11 protein-coding genes, 2 rRNA genes and 1 pseudogene (1 of these 14 cut by a window edge) are annotated in these 17,359 nt (G+C 58.5%); 5 read left to right on the top strand and 9 right to left on the bottom strand.

Features of this window, described 5'->3' with window-relative positions; all coding sequences use genetic code 11:
• Positions 1–6: 6 nt before the first annotated feature.
• Positions 7–1,038, bottom strand: a complete 1,032-nt coding sequence (locus M0746_RS06325) for a Fic family protein (protein WP_258448527.1) — start codon at positions 1,036–1,038, stop codon at positions 7–9.
• A 56-nt stretch (positions 1,039–1,094) separates the two neighbouring features.
• Positions 1,095–2,878 (bottom strand): annotated as a pseudogene (locus tag M0746_RS06320) (ABC transporter transmembrane domain-containing protein).
• A 258-nt stretch (positions 2,879–3,136) separates the two neighbouring features.
• Here M0746_RS06320 and M0746_RS06315 point away from each other — a divergent pair.
• Complete coding sequence (locus tag M0746_RS06315) at positions 3,137–3,316, top strand: PA1571 family protein (protein WP_258448526.1); 180 nt, start codon at positions 3,137–3,139, stop codon at positions 3,314–3,316.
• Positions 3,317–3,483: 167 nt separating this feature from the next.
• On the opposite strand, the gene pdxB is transcribed toward M0746_RS06315, so the two are convergent.
• Positions 3,484–4,626 (bottom strand): 4-phosphoerythronate dehydrogenase PdxB, encoded by a 1,143-nt coding sequence (gene pdxB, locus M0746_RS06310; RefSeq protein ID WP_258448525.1) that lies wholly within the window; start codon positions 4,624–4,626, stop codon positions 3,484–3,486.
• 158 nt (positions 4,627–4,784) lie between these two features.
• Here pdxB and M0746_RS06305 point away from each other — a divergent pair, with 158 nt between their 5' ends.
• Positions 4,785–6,194: an MATE family efflux transporter gene (locus M0746_RS06305; protein WP_208940386.1), complete on the top strand. Its 1,410-nt coding sequence runs from the start codon at positions 4,785–4,787 to the stop codon at positions 6,192–6,194.
• A 135-nt stretch (positions 6,195–6,329) separates the two neighbouring features.
• Here M0746_RS06305 and tusA read toward each other — a convergent pair whose 3' ends face one another.
• Positions 6,330–6,581: a sulfurtransferase TusA gene (gene tusA, locus M0746_RS06300; protein ID WP_258448524.1), complete on the bottom strand. Its 252-nt coding sequence runs from the start codon at positions 6,579–6,581 to the stop codon at positions 6,330–6,332.
• Between the two features lie 176 nt (positions 6,582–6,757).
• Complete coding sequence (rlmM, locus tag M0746_RS06295; RefSeq protein ID WP_258448523.1) at positions 6,758–7,831, bottom strand: 23S rRNA (cytidine(2498)-2'-O)-methyltransferase RlmM; 1,074 nt, start codon at positions 7,829–7,831, stop codon at positions 6,758–6,760.
• Between the two features lie 222 nt (positions 7,832–8,053).
• Between rlmM and acnA the strand changes: the two genes are divergently transcribed.
• On the top strand, positions 8,054–10,795 hold the full coding sequence (gene acnA / locus M0746_RS06290; RefSeq protein ID WP_258448522.1) for an aconitate hydratase AcnA: 2,742 nt from the start codon (positions 8,054–8,056) through the stop codon (positions 10,793–10,795).
• A gap of 288 nt (positions 10,796–11,083) precedes the next feature.
• Here acnA and M0746_RS06285 read toward each other — a convergent pair whose 3' ends face one another.
• Positions 11,084–11,572: an SRPBCC family protein gene (locus M0746_RS06285; protein WP_093099856.1), complete on the bottom strand. Its 489-nt coding sequence runs from the start codon at positions 11,570–11,572 to the stop codon at positions 11,084–11,086.
• 195 nt (positions 11,573–11,767) lie between these two features.
• Between M0746_RS06285 and M0746_RS06280 the strand changes: the two genes are divergently transcribed.
• Together M0746_RS06280 and M0746_RS06275 are read left to right on the top strand one after the other, a co-directional pair.
• Positions 11,768–12,688, top strand: a complete 921-nt coding sequence (locus M0746_RS06280; protein ID WP_258448521.1) for an ADP-ribosylglycohydrolase family protein — start codon at positions 11,768–11,770, stop codon at positions 12,686–12,688.
• A gap of 58 nt (positions 12,689–12,746) precedes the next feature.
• Complete coding sequence (locus tag M0746_RS06275; protein WP_258448520.1) at positions 12,747–13,151, top strand: lysozyme inhibitor LprI family protein; 405 nt, start codon at positions 12,747–12,749, stop codon at positions 13,149–13,151.
• A 98-nt stretch (positions 13,152–13,249) separates the two neighbouring features.
• On the opposite strand, the gene mrdA is transcribed toward M0746_RS06275, so the two are convergent.
• From mrdA to M0746_RS06260, 3 genes are all read right to left on the bottom strand, one after another.
• Positions 13,250–15,142 carry a penicillin-binding protein 2 gene (gene mrdA, locus M0746_RS06270; RefSeq protein WP_208940380.1) on the bottom strand — a complete coding sequence of 631 codons (1,893 nt, stop codon included), beginning with the start codon at positions 15,140–15,142 and terminating at the stop codon, positions 13,250–13,252.
• A gap of 197 nt (positions 15,143–15,339) precedes the next feature.
• A 5S ribosomal RNA gene (rrf, locus tag M0746_RS06265) occupies positions 15,340–15,455 on the bottom strand.
• A gap of 148 nt (positions 15,456–15,603) precedes the next feature.
• Positions 15,604–17,359: ribosomal RNA gene (locus M0746_RS06260) — 23S ribosomal RNA — on the bottom strand; it runs 1,138 nt beyond the window's last position.

The following is a 17,359-nucleotide window of genomic DNA, read 5'->3' as shown; positions in this document are numbered from 1 at the left end:
GAAGCCTTATTTTCGTTTCAATCTGGAGGCGGTGGCTGTTCCGCGATCAGTCAGGCGATATCTCTGGGTCGGGCTTTTCGGATTTTCCGGATCAGACATTTCTATCAAACCAGCCGCCAAGGCTGGTTTGAGATAGTTGGTTCTGAAAGTGGCTCTATGTGTCAGACCGATCTCAACCATCAGCTCGCTGGTTCTCATAGAGCGATGTTCAAGCATCAGCAATAACCTTTCTACTGGGTCGGTTACTGGGTCGGTTACTGGGTCGGTCACCGTCTCGGAACCAATCGCCTCACGCAGCGAAATGTTCAATGCCTGCAGCATGTATTCAACGAACGGCGTGGCCTCGGCCATCCGGTCAGCCGCCGACAGCGCTGCGTAATAGGCATCCTGCTCCTCGCGTATGACCGCCTCAACAGGCAGATAAGCCAGTACCGGTCGCCATTGACTGAGTATCAACGTTTGCCACAACCGACCCATTCGCCCGTTTCCATCAGCAAACGGATGGATGAATTCGAATTCATAATGAAAAACACAGCTGGTGATCAACGGATGCCAGTCCGACTTGTCGAGCCATGCCAGCAGATCGTCGATTAGCGCAGATATCCGGCTCGGCGGCGGGGCCATATGAACCAATTGATCACCGCGATAAATCCCTACGCCCGCCCGACGCAGGCGCCCGCATTCATCAATCAACCCCTGCATCAATAACTCATGGGCTCCAAGCAAGTCGGCCCTGTTGGCTGGCTGCCAATGCGGCATAGCTTCATAAGCCGCGAAAGCATTGCGCACTTCCTGGATTTCTTTGGGCAACCCTAGCACCCGACGTCCTGCGAGAACGGCGGTGACCTGCTCGATGCTCAGTGTATTGTTTTCAATCGCAAGAGAAGCCTGGATTGTTCGAATACGATTGCTGCGGCGTAGTTGCGGCGTCTGCCTGTTGTCGTCCACAACCGAGAGCTGACCGATTTGTTCGCTGATTTCCGCAATCAGGGCGATCATTCGGGCGGTGAGAGTCAACGGCGGTTGATAACGACTCATGTGTCCATCCAGGCATTCAAACAGGCCGCCATAATGCCCGATCCACGCACCTTTGATCACAGTTGATCAGTGATTCCGTTTCCATCATTAAACTGCAACGCCGCCAACCGCGCATACAGCGCATTGCTGGCAATCAGTTCCTGATGCGTGCCTATCGCCACAAGCCTGCCCTGATCCATTACGGCAATCCGGTCGGCATTCTTGACCGTGGCCAGACGATGGGCGATCACCAGCGTGGTGCGGTTGTGCATCAGCCTGGGCAGGGCTTGCTGGATCAGGTGCTCGCTCTGCGCGTCGAGGGCGCTGGTGGCTTCGTCCAGCAGCAGGATCGGTGCGTCGACCAGCAAGGCGCGGGCGATGGCCAGACGCTGGCGCTGGCCGCCGGAGAGGCCGAGGCCGCCATCGCCCAGGTGCGTCTGGTAGCCGTGAGGCATCTGTTCGATAAAGTCATGAGCATGGGCGATGCGGGCGGCTTCCTTGACCTGCTCCAGCGTCGCCGTCGGGCAGCCGTAGCGGATATTCTCCTCGACGCTGCCAAAAACAGCGCCGGTGTTTGCGAGACGAGGGCAAAGCAACGGCGCAGATCCAGCGGATCAAGGCTTGTCAGCGGCACGCCATCGAGCAGGATCTGCCCCGCCAGCGGATCGTAGAAACGCAGTAACAAGTCATACACCGTGGACTTGCCCGCACCGGATGGGCCAACCAGAGCGAGGGTTTCGCCCGCTTTCACGGTCAGATTCAAGCCGTCGACCGCATAGCTTTCTGGACGCGAGGGGTAGGAAAAACGCACATCCTTGAGTTCCAGCTCACCGCTGACCCGCGCCGGCAAAGTCACCAGCCCGGTCGTGGGTGGCTGGATGATGTTCTCCGAGCGCAGCAGTTCGGCGATGCGTTCAGCGGCACCTGCCGCGCGCTGCAGTTCGCCGATGACTTCGCTCAGGGTGCCGAATGCGCTGCCGACGATCAGGCTGTAGAAAACGAACGCTGCCAGTTCGCCTGCGGAAATCCGCCCGGCCATGACGTCCATGCCGCCCACCCACAACATCACCGCCACCGCGCCGAGCACCAGCACGATAACCAGCGTAATCAGCCACGCGCGCTGAAAAATCCGTTTGCGCGCAGTCTCGAACGTCTGCTCGACCGTCGAGGCAAAACGCTGTTCGTCCTGTATTTGATGGTTATAGGCCTGCACGGTTTTGATCTGTCCGAGGGTTTCTGAAACATAGCTGCCGATATCAGCGATCCGGTCCTGGCTCAGGCGCGACAGATTGCGCACGCGTCGGCCGAACAGCAGAATCGGCGCGATCACCAACGGCAGTGCGATCACCACGATGCTGGTGAGTTTGGGGTTGGTGATGAACAGCAGCACCACGCCGCCGATCACCATCAGCAAGTTGCGCAAAAACAGCGACAGCGAAGAGCCGATCACCGATTGCAACAGCGTGGTGTCGGCGGTCAGGCGCGACTGGATTTCCGAGCTGCGGTTGTTCTCGTAAAAGCCCGGATGCAAATACACAAGATGGTTGAACACCTGGCGGCGAATGTCGGCGACCACGCGCTCGCCAATCCACGAGACCAGATAGAAACGCGCGAACGTGCCCACGGCCAGCCCCAGCACCAGCAGCATGAAAATCCCGATGGACTGGTTGAGCAGGTGCGGCGATCGGGTCATGAAACCCTGGTCCACCAGTAGTTTGATGCCCTGCCCCATCGACAAGGTGATGCCGGCGGTAACGATCAGGGCGAGCAGCGCGCCAAAGGCGTGCCAGCGATACGGCAGGAGAAAATGACTGGTCAGACGCAAAGCGCGCCGGTGCCGGGAAGTGAGCATCGAAATCATGTAATTCACATCTGCGCTGGGTAAATAGGGCCTGCCTGTAACCGAGATGGGGTGGAACTCTGTAAATCACAATGAGTCAGGTTAAATATGCCCGTGATCTCAGGATGCTAGAAACGATTGGTCTAAGGTTGCGGTTGAGACGAGCGGCCATTTCTGTTTGAGTAAAGATGCCGTTCGCCAACCGACCACAGGGAGTTGTCACAGCCTGGTCACGCGGCGGTTTTAATCTAGGCACACAACCTGATGAGGAGACAGGCCATGTCCTTGCAACACAGCAGCGAAGACAAGATTGAAGTGATTCGCACCAAACCCGGCCAAGCTCTGGGTTGCTCGATTATCGATAAGGACGGGCGTGAAGTACCGATCACTGAAGACATGATCCAGGACGCGTGCCGCGAACTGGAAAAGCGATTGGTCAAGCCTGCCGAACAAGAGTGATATAGCCACCGCATTCCTGACCCGGCCCTGTTTGCCGGGTTTTTTATGACTGCAATTCAGGATCGGGTTGCGGCCTTCGCGAGCAGGCTCGCTCCCACGTGGATATCTCATTCACTGAAGATCCCTTGTGGGAGCGAGCCTGCTCGCGAAAGCGTCGCCTCGGTTTTCTAGACTGCCACGGCCCCCAGCGCCGCGACGATTTGCGCCAATGCCGGCGCGTCCCCTTCAATCCGCACCTGCAAGCCTTCAATCTCGCGCCGCACCGGATATCGCTTGCGCAGCACATCAAACGCCGCACGCTGCTCAGCGACATTGCCTACCAGGCTGCGGCGAAAATCCGCATCGTCGCGACGCGGGTCGTACACGCCCCGACACAACATCGCCAGCGCCCAGGCCGGATCGCTGTCGGCGTGCAGCGTCACCTGCGACAACCACGGCACCGGCAGCAGATCGCTGAGCTGAATGCTCGCCGGCTGGCCGATGAAAGTGCAATACGCCTGATAGATCTGCGCCGTACCGCGCTGCTTGCCATCGAGGCTGTAACCGGCGATGTGCGGGGTTGCCAGCACGCAGAGCTCAGCTAAAGCGACGTCGACCTCGGGTTCATCCTCCCAGACATCGAGCACGGCTTGCAGGTCTTCACGATCCAGCAGCACCTGACGCAGCGCGGCGTTAGCCACCACCGGGCCGCGTGCGGCGTTGATCAACCATGCGCCGGGCTTGAGCTGGCGCAAACGCTGCTCATCCAGCAGATGCCAGGTTGCGTCTTCACCGCTACGGGTCAGCGGAGTGTGCAGGCTGATCACATCGCACTGCTCGATGATTTCATCGAGGCTAACGTAATCGCCGCCTCCGGCTGCCTGACGCGGCGGGTCGCAGACTTTTACAGCCCAGCCGAGGCCCTTGAGCACCTTGATCAAACGCCCACCGACCTCACCTGCACCGACAACGCCGTAGGTGCGTCGAGTCAGATCGACACCTTCGATTTCAGCCAGGGTCATCAGGCTGCCCAATACATAATCGACCACGCCACGGGCATTGCAGCCCGGCGCGCTCGACCAGGTAATGCCGGCTTGATTGAAGTAGTCCAGATCCAGATGATCGGTGCCGATCGTGCACGTGCCGACAAAGCGCACCTTGCTGCCCTCCAGCAGCGCTCGGTTGACCTGGGTCACCGAGCGCACGAGCAGTACGTCGGCCTGCTCGACCGTCGCACGGTCGATGGCACGGCCGGGTACTCGGCGGATCTCGCCGAACCCGGCAAAAAAGGCATCGAGCAGCGGGATATTTTCGTCGGCAACAATCAGCATGGCGGGCTCCTTGGGCGGATCGGCAGTTTAGGTGCAGATCGACCGCCGGACCAGCAGACATTGTGCTTACAAATCCGCTACGAGGATTTTTCCTGACTGCAACGTCAGCGGCGTAGAATGCGGCGCCTTGCGCATCAACACCTGTGGACGTCTTGCCTGTGAATTCCGTTACTGATCAACCTGTCGCCGTTAGCCTTTCTCGCCCTGCGCGGATTCGCCTGGAGCTGAAAACCCTGCTCGCCCTGGCCTTGCCGATCATCATCGCGCAACTGGCGACGACCGCCATGGGCTTTGTCGATGCGGTGATGGCCGGGCGTGTCGGGCCGAAAGACCTGGCGGCAGTGGCGTTGGGCAATTCGATCTGGGTGCCGGTGTTTCTGCTGATGACCGGCACGCTGCTGGCGACCACGCCGAAAGTCGCCCAGCGCTTTGGCGCTGGCACGCACAGCGAGATCGGCCCGATTGTCCGTCAGGCCCTGTGGCTGGCGCTGGTGGTCGGCCTGATCGCCACGGCGATGCTGCTTGCGGCCGAGCCCGTTCTGCACTTGATGAACGTCGATCCGGAACTGATCGGCCCGTGCATGCAATATCTGCACGGCATCGCCAGCGGGCTGCCAGCGGTGGCGTTCTACCATGTGCTGCGCTGCTTCAGTGACGGCCTGGGCCGCACGCGGCCCGCGATGGTGCTGGGCCTGTGCGGTCTGGCGCTGAACATTCCGCTGAACTACATCTTCATTTATGGTCATTTCGGCTTGCCGGCCATGGGCGGCGTCGGCTGCGGTTGGGCCACGGCGATTGTGATGTGGGTGATGGCACTCGGTCTGGCCGGCTACGAGCGCTGGGCTCCGGCGTATCGCTCAAGCGAGCTGTTCAGCCGTTTCGACTGGCCACAATGGGCGGTGATCAAGCGTCTGCTGGCGATCGGTCTGCCAATCGGCATTGCGGTGTTTGCCGAATCGAGCATCTTTGCGGTGATCGCCCTGCTGATCGGCAGCCTCGGCGCCACGGTGGTCGCCGGGCATCAGATTGCGCTCAACGTCAGTTCGCTGGTGTTCATGATCCCCTACTCGCTGGGCATGGCCGTCACCGTGCGCGTCGGTCAGGCGCTGGGGCGTGAGGAGCCGCGTGAGGCGCGGTTTGCCGCCGGTGTCGGCATGGCCACAGCATTGGCCTATGCGTGCCTGTCAGCGAGCATGATGCTGGTGCTGCGTGAGCCGATTGCGGCGATCTATACGGCTGATCCGACAGTGATCCATATCGCTGCGATGCTGATCGTGTATTCGGCGCTGTTCCAGTTTTCCGATGCGATCCAGGTCACCGCCGCCGGCGCCTTGCGCGGTTATCAGGACACGCGGGTGACGATGATTCTGACTCTCTTCGCTTACTGGGGGATTGGTTTGCCGGTGGGTTACGCCCTCGGCCTGACCGACTGGCTCGGCGAACCACGCGGCCCGAGCGGTCTGTGGCAAGGTCTGATTGTCGGCTTGAGCTGTGCAGCGCTGATGCTGTCGATCCGCCTGACCCGCAGCGCGCGCAAGCGCATCCGCATCAGTCGCTCGGCTGGCTGAACACTTTCTACCGCAACAAAAATGTGGGAGCCAGCCTGCTGGCGATTGCGGCAGATCAGTCACAGAGATATGGACTGATTTGCCGTCATCGCCAGCAGACTGGCTCCCACACTTGTTTTGGCGTTGGCCTCGAACTCAGGCCTGCTTCTTGCGAATCCAGTACAGGTAAGTACCGGCGTCTTCGTGCTTGCCGACCAGTTCATGGTCGAGGAACACGCAGAATTTGGGAATATCGCGCTGGGTCGACGGATCGGTGGCGATGACCTTGAGCAGGCCGCCAGGCACCAGATCACGGATGTGCTGGTGCAGCATCATCACCGGCTCAGGGCAATTGAGGCCGGTGGCATCGAGGGTACCGTCGACCGGGGTATCGATCATTTCACTCATGGTTTACTCCTGAAACAGGCCGGCATTGTCGCGCATTGCCGGGTGTTCGGTCACCTGCGTTGTTACGCCACACTCCGGTGGGAGCGAGCCTGCTCGCGAAAGCGCTGGGTCAGTCAATGATGTGTTGACTGACAGATTGCCTTCGCGAGCAGGCTCGCACAGGGTTTCGTGTTGCGTCAGCGCGATCTGGCTTTCTTTGTGTCATGCCGGCGCAAATGGCAGGTCACTTCTTCGCGATCGTGATACAGCTGTTTGCAGCCAATGTCGACTTTGATCCCGCGCGCCTTGAAGCCGTCGGCAATGCGCTCAAGCAAACGCTTCACTTCGGCATAACGCTGTTTCATCGGCAGCTTCAGGTTGACCACCGCCTCACGACAATGGCCCTCGCCGATCCACTCTTCGAGCATCGCCGCGTTACGCGCCGGCTTTTCGACGATGTCGCAAACCATCCAGTCCACCGGTTGCTTGGGCTTGAAGGTAAAGCCGTCAGCCATCAGGTGCTGAACCAGCCCCGTGTCCATCAGGCTCTCGGCCATCGGGCCATTATCGATAGCGGTTACCAGCATGCCGCGATTGACCAGTTGCCAGGTCCAGCCGCCGGGCGCGGCGCCGAGGTCGACACCGGTCATGTCGCTGTGCAGACGGTCTTCCCATTGATCTCGTGGAATGAAATGGTGCCACGCTTCTTCCAGTTTCAGCGTCGAACGGCTCGGCGCCTCGCGGGGGAATTTCAGCCGGGGAATGCCCATCGGCCACATCGCCGAGTTACCAGCGTCGGCCATGCCGAGAAACACCTCGCGACCACTTTTGAAGGTCAGCAGCAGGCGCGGCTTGCTGGCATCGTCGATCAGTTTTCCCGCAGCAGTCAGGGCTTTGCGCAGTGGGCCTTCGAACTTCTTGCAGAAGTTCGACAGTTCCTTGCCATCGTTGGTGTCGACCACTTCCAGCCACAGGCTGCCACAGACCGGGAAGTCGGCCATGTGCGCGAGGATCACGCTGATGCGGTCGGTTTCCGGCAAATCGATGAAGAAACCGCGCGCCCATTGCCGCGGGAAAATCAGCTCGGCGAAACGCTGGCCGCGCATCAGGCGCTCGGCGCCGTCTACTTCGGTGCAGACAAACTCGGCGTACGCCGTGGCCGCTTTGGCCTTGGCGTAACCGGCGACGTTCAACTGGGCGGCGAGGTCGGAAATCTCCGAACAGACTTCGCCTTCGAAGCCTGGCCGGCAATGCATGAATAGGGTGTTCATTGTTACTCCTGGGCAAAGGACGAGGATTGGTCCTCTGCGCGCTGCTCAAGCCTTGCGTCACAGCAAAGCCTGTCACGAAAACCGGCGCATGATAGCCGATGTTGGAACCTTGGTTCTCGCCACAGAGTCCAGTTATTAGCCAGCTATTCAAAACAGGGCTAGGTTTAATGCTCTGTCCGTTTCCTCAGTCCGTAGCCGTGCGGACTCAAAGGAGTGCTCGTAATGCCGTCCCTCGATAGCCTGAAAACGCTCAAAACCCTACAAATCGACGACCAGACCTACCACTATTTCAGCCTGCCCGATGCCGCGAAGAGCCTCGGCGATCTCGACAAACTGCCGATGTCGCTGAAGGTGTTGCTGGAAAACCTGCTGCGCTGGGAAGACGAGAAAACCGTCACCAGCGCCGATCTCAAGGCCATCGCCGCATGGCTCAAGGAGCGCCGCTCCGACCGCGAAATCCAGTACCGCCCGGCGCGCGTCCTGATGCAGGATTTCACCGGGGTACCCGCTGTCGTCGACCTCGCCGCCATGCGCGCGGCGATGGCCAAGGCCGGCGGCGATCCGCAGCGGATCAATCCGTTGTCGCCGGTGGATCTGGTGATCGACCACTCGGTGATGGTCGACAAATTCGCCTCCGCCAGCGCATTCGAGCAGAACGTCGACATCGAAATGCAGCGTAACGGCGAGCGTTATGCCTTTCTGCGCTGGGGTCAGAGCGCCTTCGACAATTTCAGCGTGGTGCCGCCGGGCACCGGGATCTGCCATCAGGTCAACCTCGAATACCTCGGGCGCACCGTGTGGACCAAGGACGAGGATGGGCGCACTTATGCCTTCCCCGATACATTGGTCGGCACTGATTCGCACACCACCATGATCAACGGCCTCGGCGTACTCGGCTGGGGCGTTGGCGGGATCGAAGCGGAAGCAGCAATGCTCGGGCAACCGGTGTCGATGCTGATTCCGGAAGTGATCGGTTTCAAACTCACCGGCAAGCTCAAGGAAGGCATCACCGCCACTGACCTGGTACTGACGGTCACGCAGATGCTGCGCAAGAAAGGCGTGGTGGGCAAATTCGTTGAATTTTACGGTGATGGCCTCGCCGACCTGCCGCTGGCGGACCGCGCGACGATCGCCAACATGGCCCCGGAATATGGGGCGACGTGCGGGTTCTTCCCGGTCGACGAGGTCACACTGGACTACCTGCGCCTGTCCGGGCGGCCACCGGCCGTGGTCAAACTGGTCGAGGCGTACACCAAAGCGCAGGGCCTGTGGCGTCTGCCCGGTCAGGAGCCACTGTTCACTGACAGCCTGGCGCTGGACATGGGCAGCGTCGAAGCCAGTCTCGCCGGCCCGAAACGTCCGCAGGACCGCGTGTCGCTGCCCAATGTGGCGCAGGCGTTCAGTGATTTTCTCGATCTGCAATTCAAACCCACCAGCAAGGAAGAAGGTCGCCTGGAAAGCGAGGGCGGTGGCGGCGTCGCAGTGGGCAACGCCGATCTGGTCGGTGAGGCGGATTACGAATACGAGGGCCACACCTATCGGCTGAAAAACGGCGCCGTGGTCATCGCAGCGATCACTTCGTGCACCAACACCTCCAACCCGAGCGTGATGATGGCTGCCGGGTTGCTGGCGAAAAAGGCAGTGGAGAAAGGCTTGACCCGCAAGCCGTGGGTGAAAAGTTCGCTGGCGCCGGGTTCGAAAGTGGTCACCGACTACTACAAGGCCGCCGGTCTGACGCAATACCTCGATCAGCTCGGGTTTTCCCTGGTCGGCTACGGCTGCACTACCTGCATCGGCAATTCCGGACCACTGCCTGAGCCGATCGAGAAAGCCATTCAGAAAGCCGACCTCACCGTGGCCTCGGTGCTGTCCGGCAACCGCAACTTCGAGGGCCGCGTGCATCCGCTGGTGAAAACCAACTGGCTGGCCTCACCGCCGCTGGTCGTCGCCTATGCCTTGGCTGGCAGCGTGCGCGACGACATCAGCAGTGAACCGCTGGGGCAAGACCAACAAGGCAATCCGGTGTATTTGCGTGATATCTGGCCGAGCAGCCAGGAGATCGCCGACGCGGTGAATCAGGTCAACACCGCCATGTTCCACAAGGAATACGCCGAGGTGTTCGCCGGCGACGAGCAGTGGCAAGCGATCGAAGTGCCGCAAGCGGCGACCTACGTGTGGCAGGACGATTCGACTTACATTCAACACCCGCCGTTCTTCGACGATATCTCCGGGCCGCTGCCGCAGATAGAGGACATCAAAGCTGCGCGCGTATTGGCACTGCTCGGCGATTCGGTGACCACCGACCACATCTCCCCGGCCGGCAACATCAAGGCCGACAGCCCTGCCGGGCGCTATTTGCGCGAGAAAGGCGTGGAACCGCGTGACTTCAACTCCTACGGCTCACGGCGCGGCAACCACGAAGTGATGATGCGCGGCACGTTTGCCAACATCCGTATCCGTAACGAAATGCTCGGCGGCGAGGAAGGTGGCAACACGATCTATATTCCGACCGGTGAGAAACTGGCGATCTACGACGCGGCCATGAAATATCAGGCATCGGGAACGCCGCTGGTGGTGATTGCTGGCCAGGAATATGGCACCGGCTCCAGTCGCGACTGGGCGGCCAAAGGCACCAACCTGCTCGGCGTCAAAGCGGTAATTGCCGAAAGCTTCGAGCGGATCCACCGTTCGAATCTGGTGGGCATGGGCGTACTGCCATTGCAGTTCAAGCTGGACCAGAATCGCAAGAGCCTCAACCTGACCGGCAAGGAAACCTTTGAAATCCAGGGCCTGAGTGGTGTCGAGCTGACACCGCGGATGAATCTGCCGCTGGTGATCACTCGCGAAAATGGGCGTCAGGAGAAGATCGAGGTGTTGTGCCGCATCGATACCTTGAATGAGGTGGAATACTTCAAGGCTGGCGGAATCCTGCATTACGTGTTGCGCCAGTTGATTGCTTCGTAATATCTGCTGAAACAGAAACACCGCCATCTGGCGGTGTTTCTGTTTCAGCCCGGCACTTTCCTGCAGGCGAAAAAAAACCCGCCGAAGCGGGTTTTTCCCAAGACCATTATCGACTCCCTGTCGGCAGCGATCCTTGCAATGGTCGATCGTCCTTGATCCTGAAACACTCCCTGTGTCTCAGTTGATGTGTGTAGATTACCCAGTGGATCCAATCAGCAATAGTCGCAAAAGCTACCAAAGCGTGTAAGACATTCGCCATAGAAGCCCTTCCGAAAACCCTTAGTCGCGTCAGGCACCACCGCTTTCACGGGCCTTGGCGCTTTCAGCAAGGAAATGCTCGAGTCTGCTCAGTTGCTCTTCCCAGCCGCGACTGTCCATGTAATAGGCCTCTTTCTGGCGAATATCGGGGATATGGGCAAATCCGGATTCAGAGACTTTCAACAGCGTGCCATCCTCGAAATCTTCCAGCTCGAATCTGACCAGCGTGGTCGGCTCCTGGGAGTAATCGATTTTCGGATTGACCGCATACGGATGCCAGCGGAACGAAAAAAGCTGCTGTGGCTCGACCCGCTCGATCAATACATTCCATAAGACGTGTTCATAACCCGGATAGGTGACCTGCCCCTGCGTCCATTCCCCGGCAATGAAGCGGCGACCCTCCAGCGCCACGCCAAACCACTGGCCAAACGCCTCGGCATCGACCAAGGCACGCCAGACATGCGAACGCGGCGCCTTGAGCGTGATCTTGCGTTCGAAACTATTGGGTACTGGCTTCATACGTCACCTCCTGTTCTGAACACTAGGCTTGTATGACCACATGTCCAATGTGAAGTTGTATCAAAGCGGTGCAAGTCATTTGTAAAAGGAAACATCCTGCTGCGTTTTTTTTGCCAGTGACACGACGCATGCCCAGCCCGTTTCGCAGCGAGGCTGGTACCTTTGCCAGCGACATGAATGAAAAAGGATTGCGTCATGCTGCCATCCCTTGCCGATCGTTATCGCGGCGCCCTGCTCGGTCTGGCGTGCGGCGACGCCGTCGGTACTACGGTTGAGTTCAAACCACGGGGATCATTCCCACCGTTGACCGACATGGTCGGTGGTGGCCCCTTCCACCTTGAAACCGGTCAGTGGACCGATGACACCTCGATGGCGTTGTGTCTGGCGGAAAGCCTGCTGATCAAAAATGGATTCGACGCGGTTGATCAGATGGGCCGTTACCTCAATTGGTCGCAATGGGGTTATCTCAGCTCAACCGGTGAGTGTTTCGATATCGGCACGACCGTCAGCCAGGCGCTGGCAAAGTATCAGCAAACCGCCGACCCCTTTGCCGGCTCGACCGACCCATACAGCGCCGGTAACGGTTCGCTGATGCGCCTGGCTCCGGTGGTGCTGTTCTATTTTCCCGATGTCCAGCAGATCCAGACATTTGCTGCCGACAGTTCACGAACGACCCACGCCGCCCCGGAAGCCGTTGAGTGCTGCCAACTGTTGGCCGGCCTGATCGCTAACGCACTTGCAGGCGCAAGCAAAGCAGAGCTGCGCCGGCTGTCATCCGCCAGCTTCTCGCAGCCCAAGGTCGCGGCCATTGCCCGTGGCGATTACCTCAGTTTGTCCGAGGCGGATATCAAAGGCAGCGGCTACAGCGTGCAGTCTCTGGAAGCGGCACTGTGGTGCTTTCAGCGTACGGACAGCTTCGCAGCGGCGATACTGCAAGCGGCCAACCTTGGCGATGACGCCGATACCACTGCCGCAATCACCGGTCAGTTGGCCGGCGCCCATTACGGCGTACAGGGCATACCTGCGCATTGGCTCGCGCAGCTGCACGATGGTGCAGAGATTGCCGCTATCGCCGACCGTTTGCTCGCAGCTTGCCGATTGCGGCCGACTGAATAAACGCGGCGCAACCGCTACACTGCTTGCCACTTGACCTTCGCTACAGCGAGATTTGACCATGTTCCCACGTCTGCTTTTGATCCTGTCGCCGCTTCTTTTCTCCCCGCTCGTCGATGCCGCCGTTGACTGCGCGAATGCCAGCGATCAGGCGACGATGAATCAGTGCGCCGGGCAGGATTTCAAAGCGGCGGACAAGGAACTGAACACGGTGTATCAGCAGATCACCGCACGTTTGAAGAACAATCCTGATGGCAAAAAACTGCTGGTCAGTGCGCAGCGGGCGTGGATCGGGTTTCGCGATACCGAGTGCAAGTTCTCCGCATCGGGCGTTGCAGGAGGGAGCGTCTATCCTTTGATTTACAGCAACTGCATGACCAGCATGACGAAAACGCGGGTTGAAGCGCTGAAGCAGTATCTGAAGTGCGAGGAAGGTGACATGAGCTGCCCGGTGCCGGGCGCCTGAAACAGCTCTGAATCACAGACCCGCTCCCCAGTCGAAATGCTTGCACTGTGGGCGAGCCTGCTCGCGAAGCTGTCAGCCAGATACCGACCACTGAACGATCAAACGTGCGGATCCCCCGGTGCCTTGCTTGGCGCTGCGTACTGCGGCTTGAGATGACCGTCCTGATCGAGCAACCAGGCATCCATGATCTGCCGCACCACAGGTCCGGCGACACGACCACCGGCCTCGCCGTTTTCAATCATTACCGAAATGGCGATCTTCGGATGTTCGGCCGGGGCAAACCCTACAAACAAAGCGTTGTCGCGATGGCGTTCGAGGGTTTTCTCACGGTTGTAGCGCTCACCCTGCTTGATCGCCACCACTTGCGCCGTACCACTCTTGCCAGCGATGCGGTATTGCGCACCCGCCGCGGCCGCGCGGGCAATGCCCCGGGCATCGTGCATGACCATTTGCATGCCGTGGTTGACCTGCTCCCAATCGCGCGGGTCCTTGAGCAGAATGTTCGGCATCGGATGCTCGTCGACTGGCGCGACGCCATCGACGGTCTTGGCCAGGTGCGGACGGTTCCACACGCCTTTATTGGCGATCAATGCGGTGGCCTGAGCCAGTTGCAGCGGCGTGACTTGCATATAGCCCTGGCCGATGCCGAGGATCACGGTTTCGCCCGGAAACCATGCCTGGCGCCGTGTGGCACGCTTCCACGCTTGCGACGGCATGAGGCCGGGCGACTCTTCAAACATGTCCAGCGAGACTTTCTCACCGAGGCCGAACATCGCCATGTAATCGTGGAGACGATCGATGCCGAGCTTGTGAGCCAGATCATAGAAGTAAGTATCGTTGGAGCGCATGATCGCGGCGTCCATGTCCACCCAGCCGTCGCCGCTGTGGTTCCAGTTGCGATATTTGTGATCGAAATCGGGGAGCTGGTAGTAACCGGGGTCGAAGACGCGGGTCTGCGGTGTCACGACGCCGGCGTCGAGTCCGGCAATGGCCACTTCTGGCTTGATCGTCGATCCCGGTGCGTAGAGCCCGCGCAGCACTCGGTTGAACAGCGGCCGGTCAATCGAGTCGCGCAGTGCCGAGTATTCCTTGGAGCTGATGCCGGTGACGAACAGGTTCGGGTCGAAGCTCGGATTGCTGACCATCGCCAATACTTCGCCGGTCGACGGATCAAGCGCTACCACTGATCCACGACGATCACCCAGCGCGGCTTCAGCTGCTTCCTGCAGTTTGACGTCGAGGCTGAGCACGATGTTTTTGCCCGGCACCGGATCGGTGTGTTTAAGCACCCGAAGCACCCTGCCCTGTGCGTTGGTTTCTACTTCCTCGTAACCGACGTGGCCATGCAACTGCGCTTCGTAAAAACGCTCGATGCCGGTTTTACCGATGGACTGAGTGCCACGGTACTCGACCGAATCCAGCGTTTTGGATTCTTTTTCGTTGATCCGGCCGACATAGCCGATCGAGTGGGCAAAATGTGCCCCGAGCGGATAGTCGCGAACAAATTGCGGCTCGACATCAATGCCTGGCAGACGAAACTCGTTGACGGCCAATACTGCGATTTGCTCTTCGGTCAGCTCATAGAACAGCGTCACCGGAGTAAAGGGGTGACGGGACTGTTTCATCGCTTTGTCGAAAACCGCGCGATCCTCTGCAGGCAAATGCAGGAGGTTGATGACCTCGTTCAGCTCTTGATTGACGTCGCTGGCGCGCTCGCGGGTGATCGTCAAGTTGAAGCTGGGACGGTTATCGGCAAGCACCACGCCGTTGCGGTCGTAAATCAGGCCGCGCGTAGGCGGGATCGGCAATACGTGGACGCGGTTGTTTTCAGAGATGGTCGAGTGGTAGTCGAACTCCACTACTTGCAGTATGTACAGGCGCACGACCAGAGCGCAGCTGATTGCAAAGACGAACAAGGCGCAGGCAATCAAGCGTTTGTTGACCAGACGCGTCTCTTTTTCGTGGTCCTTGATCGGGATGGCTTCAGGCATTTCTACAGCAACTCTTAAACATGAATGAATGCCGATCCGTGGGCATGTCCGTAAAAAACGAGCTGCACCATACCAAAAACTGTCCTGCGACTTCAGGACGTTTTATTTAAGAACGAGCGGAGCAATCCATCGGCAAAGCTTTACCGCAGGCAAAACAAAACCCCAACTGCTTTCGCAATTGGGGTTTCGGAATTTAATCTTGACGATGACCTACTCTCACATGGGGAAACCCCACACTACCATCGGCGATGCATCGTTTCACTGCTGAGTTCGGGATGGGATCAGGTGGTTCCAACGCTCTATGGTCGTCAAGAAATTCGGGTACTGAGTCGTGACCAGATGGCCTCGCTTCAGCAAATTGGGTATGTGACAGCCAGGTGTTTGTGAACTTCGAACTTTCGGTTCGTTTCGTCTTCACACACCGCAATCTGGCTCTTAAGCGCAAATTGCTTGGGTGTTATATGGTCAAGCCTCACGGGCAATTAGTATTGGTTAGCTCAACGCCTCACAGCGCTTACACACCCAACCTATCAACGTCGTAGTCTTCGACGGCCCTTCAGGGAACTCAAGGTTCCAGTGAGATCTCATCTTGAGGCAAGTTTCCCGCTTAGATGCTTTCAGCGGTTATCTTTCCCGAACATAGCTACCCGGCAATGCCACTGGCGTGACAACCGGAACACCAGAGGTTCGTCCACTCCGGTCCTCTCGTACTAGGAGCAGCCCCTCTCAAATCTCAAACGTCCACGGCAGATAGGGACCGAACTGTCTCACGACGTTCTAAACCCAGCTCGCGTACCACTTTAAATGGCGAACAGCCATACCCTTGGGACCGGCTTCAGCCCCAGGATGTGATGAGCCGACATCGAGGTGCCAAACACCGCCGTCGATATGAACTCTTGGGCGGTATCAGCCTGTTATCCCCGGAGTACCTTTTATCCGTTGAGCGATGGCCCTTCCATACAGAACCACCGGATCACTAAGACCTACTTTCGTACCTGCTCGACGTGTCTGTCTCGCAGTCAAGCGCGCTTTTGCCTTTATACTCTACGACCGATTTCCGACCGGTCTGAGCGCACCTTCGTACTCCTCCGTTACTCTTTAGGAGGAGACCGCCCCAGTCAAACTACCCACCATACACTGTCCTCGATCCGGATAACGGACCTGAGTTAGAACCTCAAAGTTGCCAGGGTGGTATTTCAAGGATGGCTCCACGCGAACTGGCGTCCACGCTTCAAAGCCTCCCACCTATCCTACACAAGCAAGTTCAAAGTCCAGTGCAAAGCTATAGTAAAGGTTCACGGGGTCTTTCCGTCTAGCCGCGGATACACTGCATCTTCACAGCGATTTCAATTTCACTGAGTCTCGGGTGGAGACAGCGCCGCCATCGTTACGCCATTCGTGCAGGTCGGAACTTACCCGACAAGGAATTTCGCTACCTTAGGACCGTTATAGTTACGGCCGCCGTTTACCGGGGCTTCGATCAAGAGCTTCGCGTTAGCTAACCCCATCAATTAACCTTCCGGCACCGGGCAGGCGTCACACCCTATACGTCCACTTTCGTGTTTGCAGAGTGCTGTGTTTTTAATAAACAGTCGCAGCGGCCTGGTATCTTCGACCGGCATGAGCTTACGGAGCAAGTCCTTCACCCTCACCGGCGCACCTTCTCCCGAAGTTACGGTGCCATTTTGCCTAGTTCCTTCACCCGAGTTCTCTCAAGCGCCTTGGTATTCTCTACCCAACCACCTGTGTCGGTTTGGGGTACGGTTCCTGGTTACCTGAAGCTTAGAAGCTTTTCTTGGAAGCATGGCATCAACCACTTCGTCACCCAAAGGGTAACTCGTCATCAGCTCTCGGCCTTAAGATCCCGGATTTACCTAAGATCTCAGCCTACCACCTTAAACTTGGACAACCAACGCCAAGCTGGCCTAGCCTTCTCCGTCCCTCCATCGCAATAACCAGAAGTACAGGAATATTAACCTGTTTTCCATCGACTACGCTTTTCAGCCTCGCCTTAGGGACCGACTAACCCTGCGTCGATTAACGTTGCGCAGGAAACCTTGGTCTTTCGGCGTGGGTGTTTTTCACACCCATTGTCGTTACTCATGTCAGCATTCGCACTTCTGATACCTCCAGCAAGCTTCTCAACTCACCTTCACAGGCTTACAGAACGCTCCTCTACCGCATCATCCGAAGATGATACCCGTAGCTTCGGTGTAT

Origin of the sequence: Pseudomonas sp. S11P7 (assembly GCF_023195435.1) — a bacterium.
Taxonomy (GTDB): Bacteria; Pseudomonadota; Gammaproteobacteria; order Pseudomonadales; family Pseudomonadaceae; genus Aquipseudomonas; species Aquipseudomonas fluorescens_G.
Note: the sequence above shows the minus strand (reverse complement) of the source record. Positions and strands in the feature narration are given on the sequence as shown.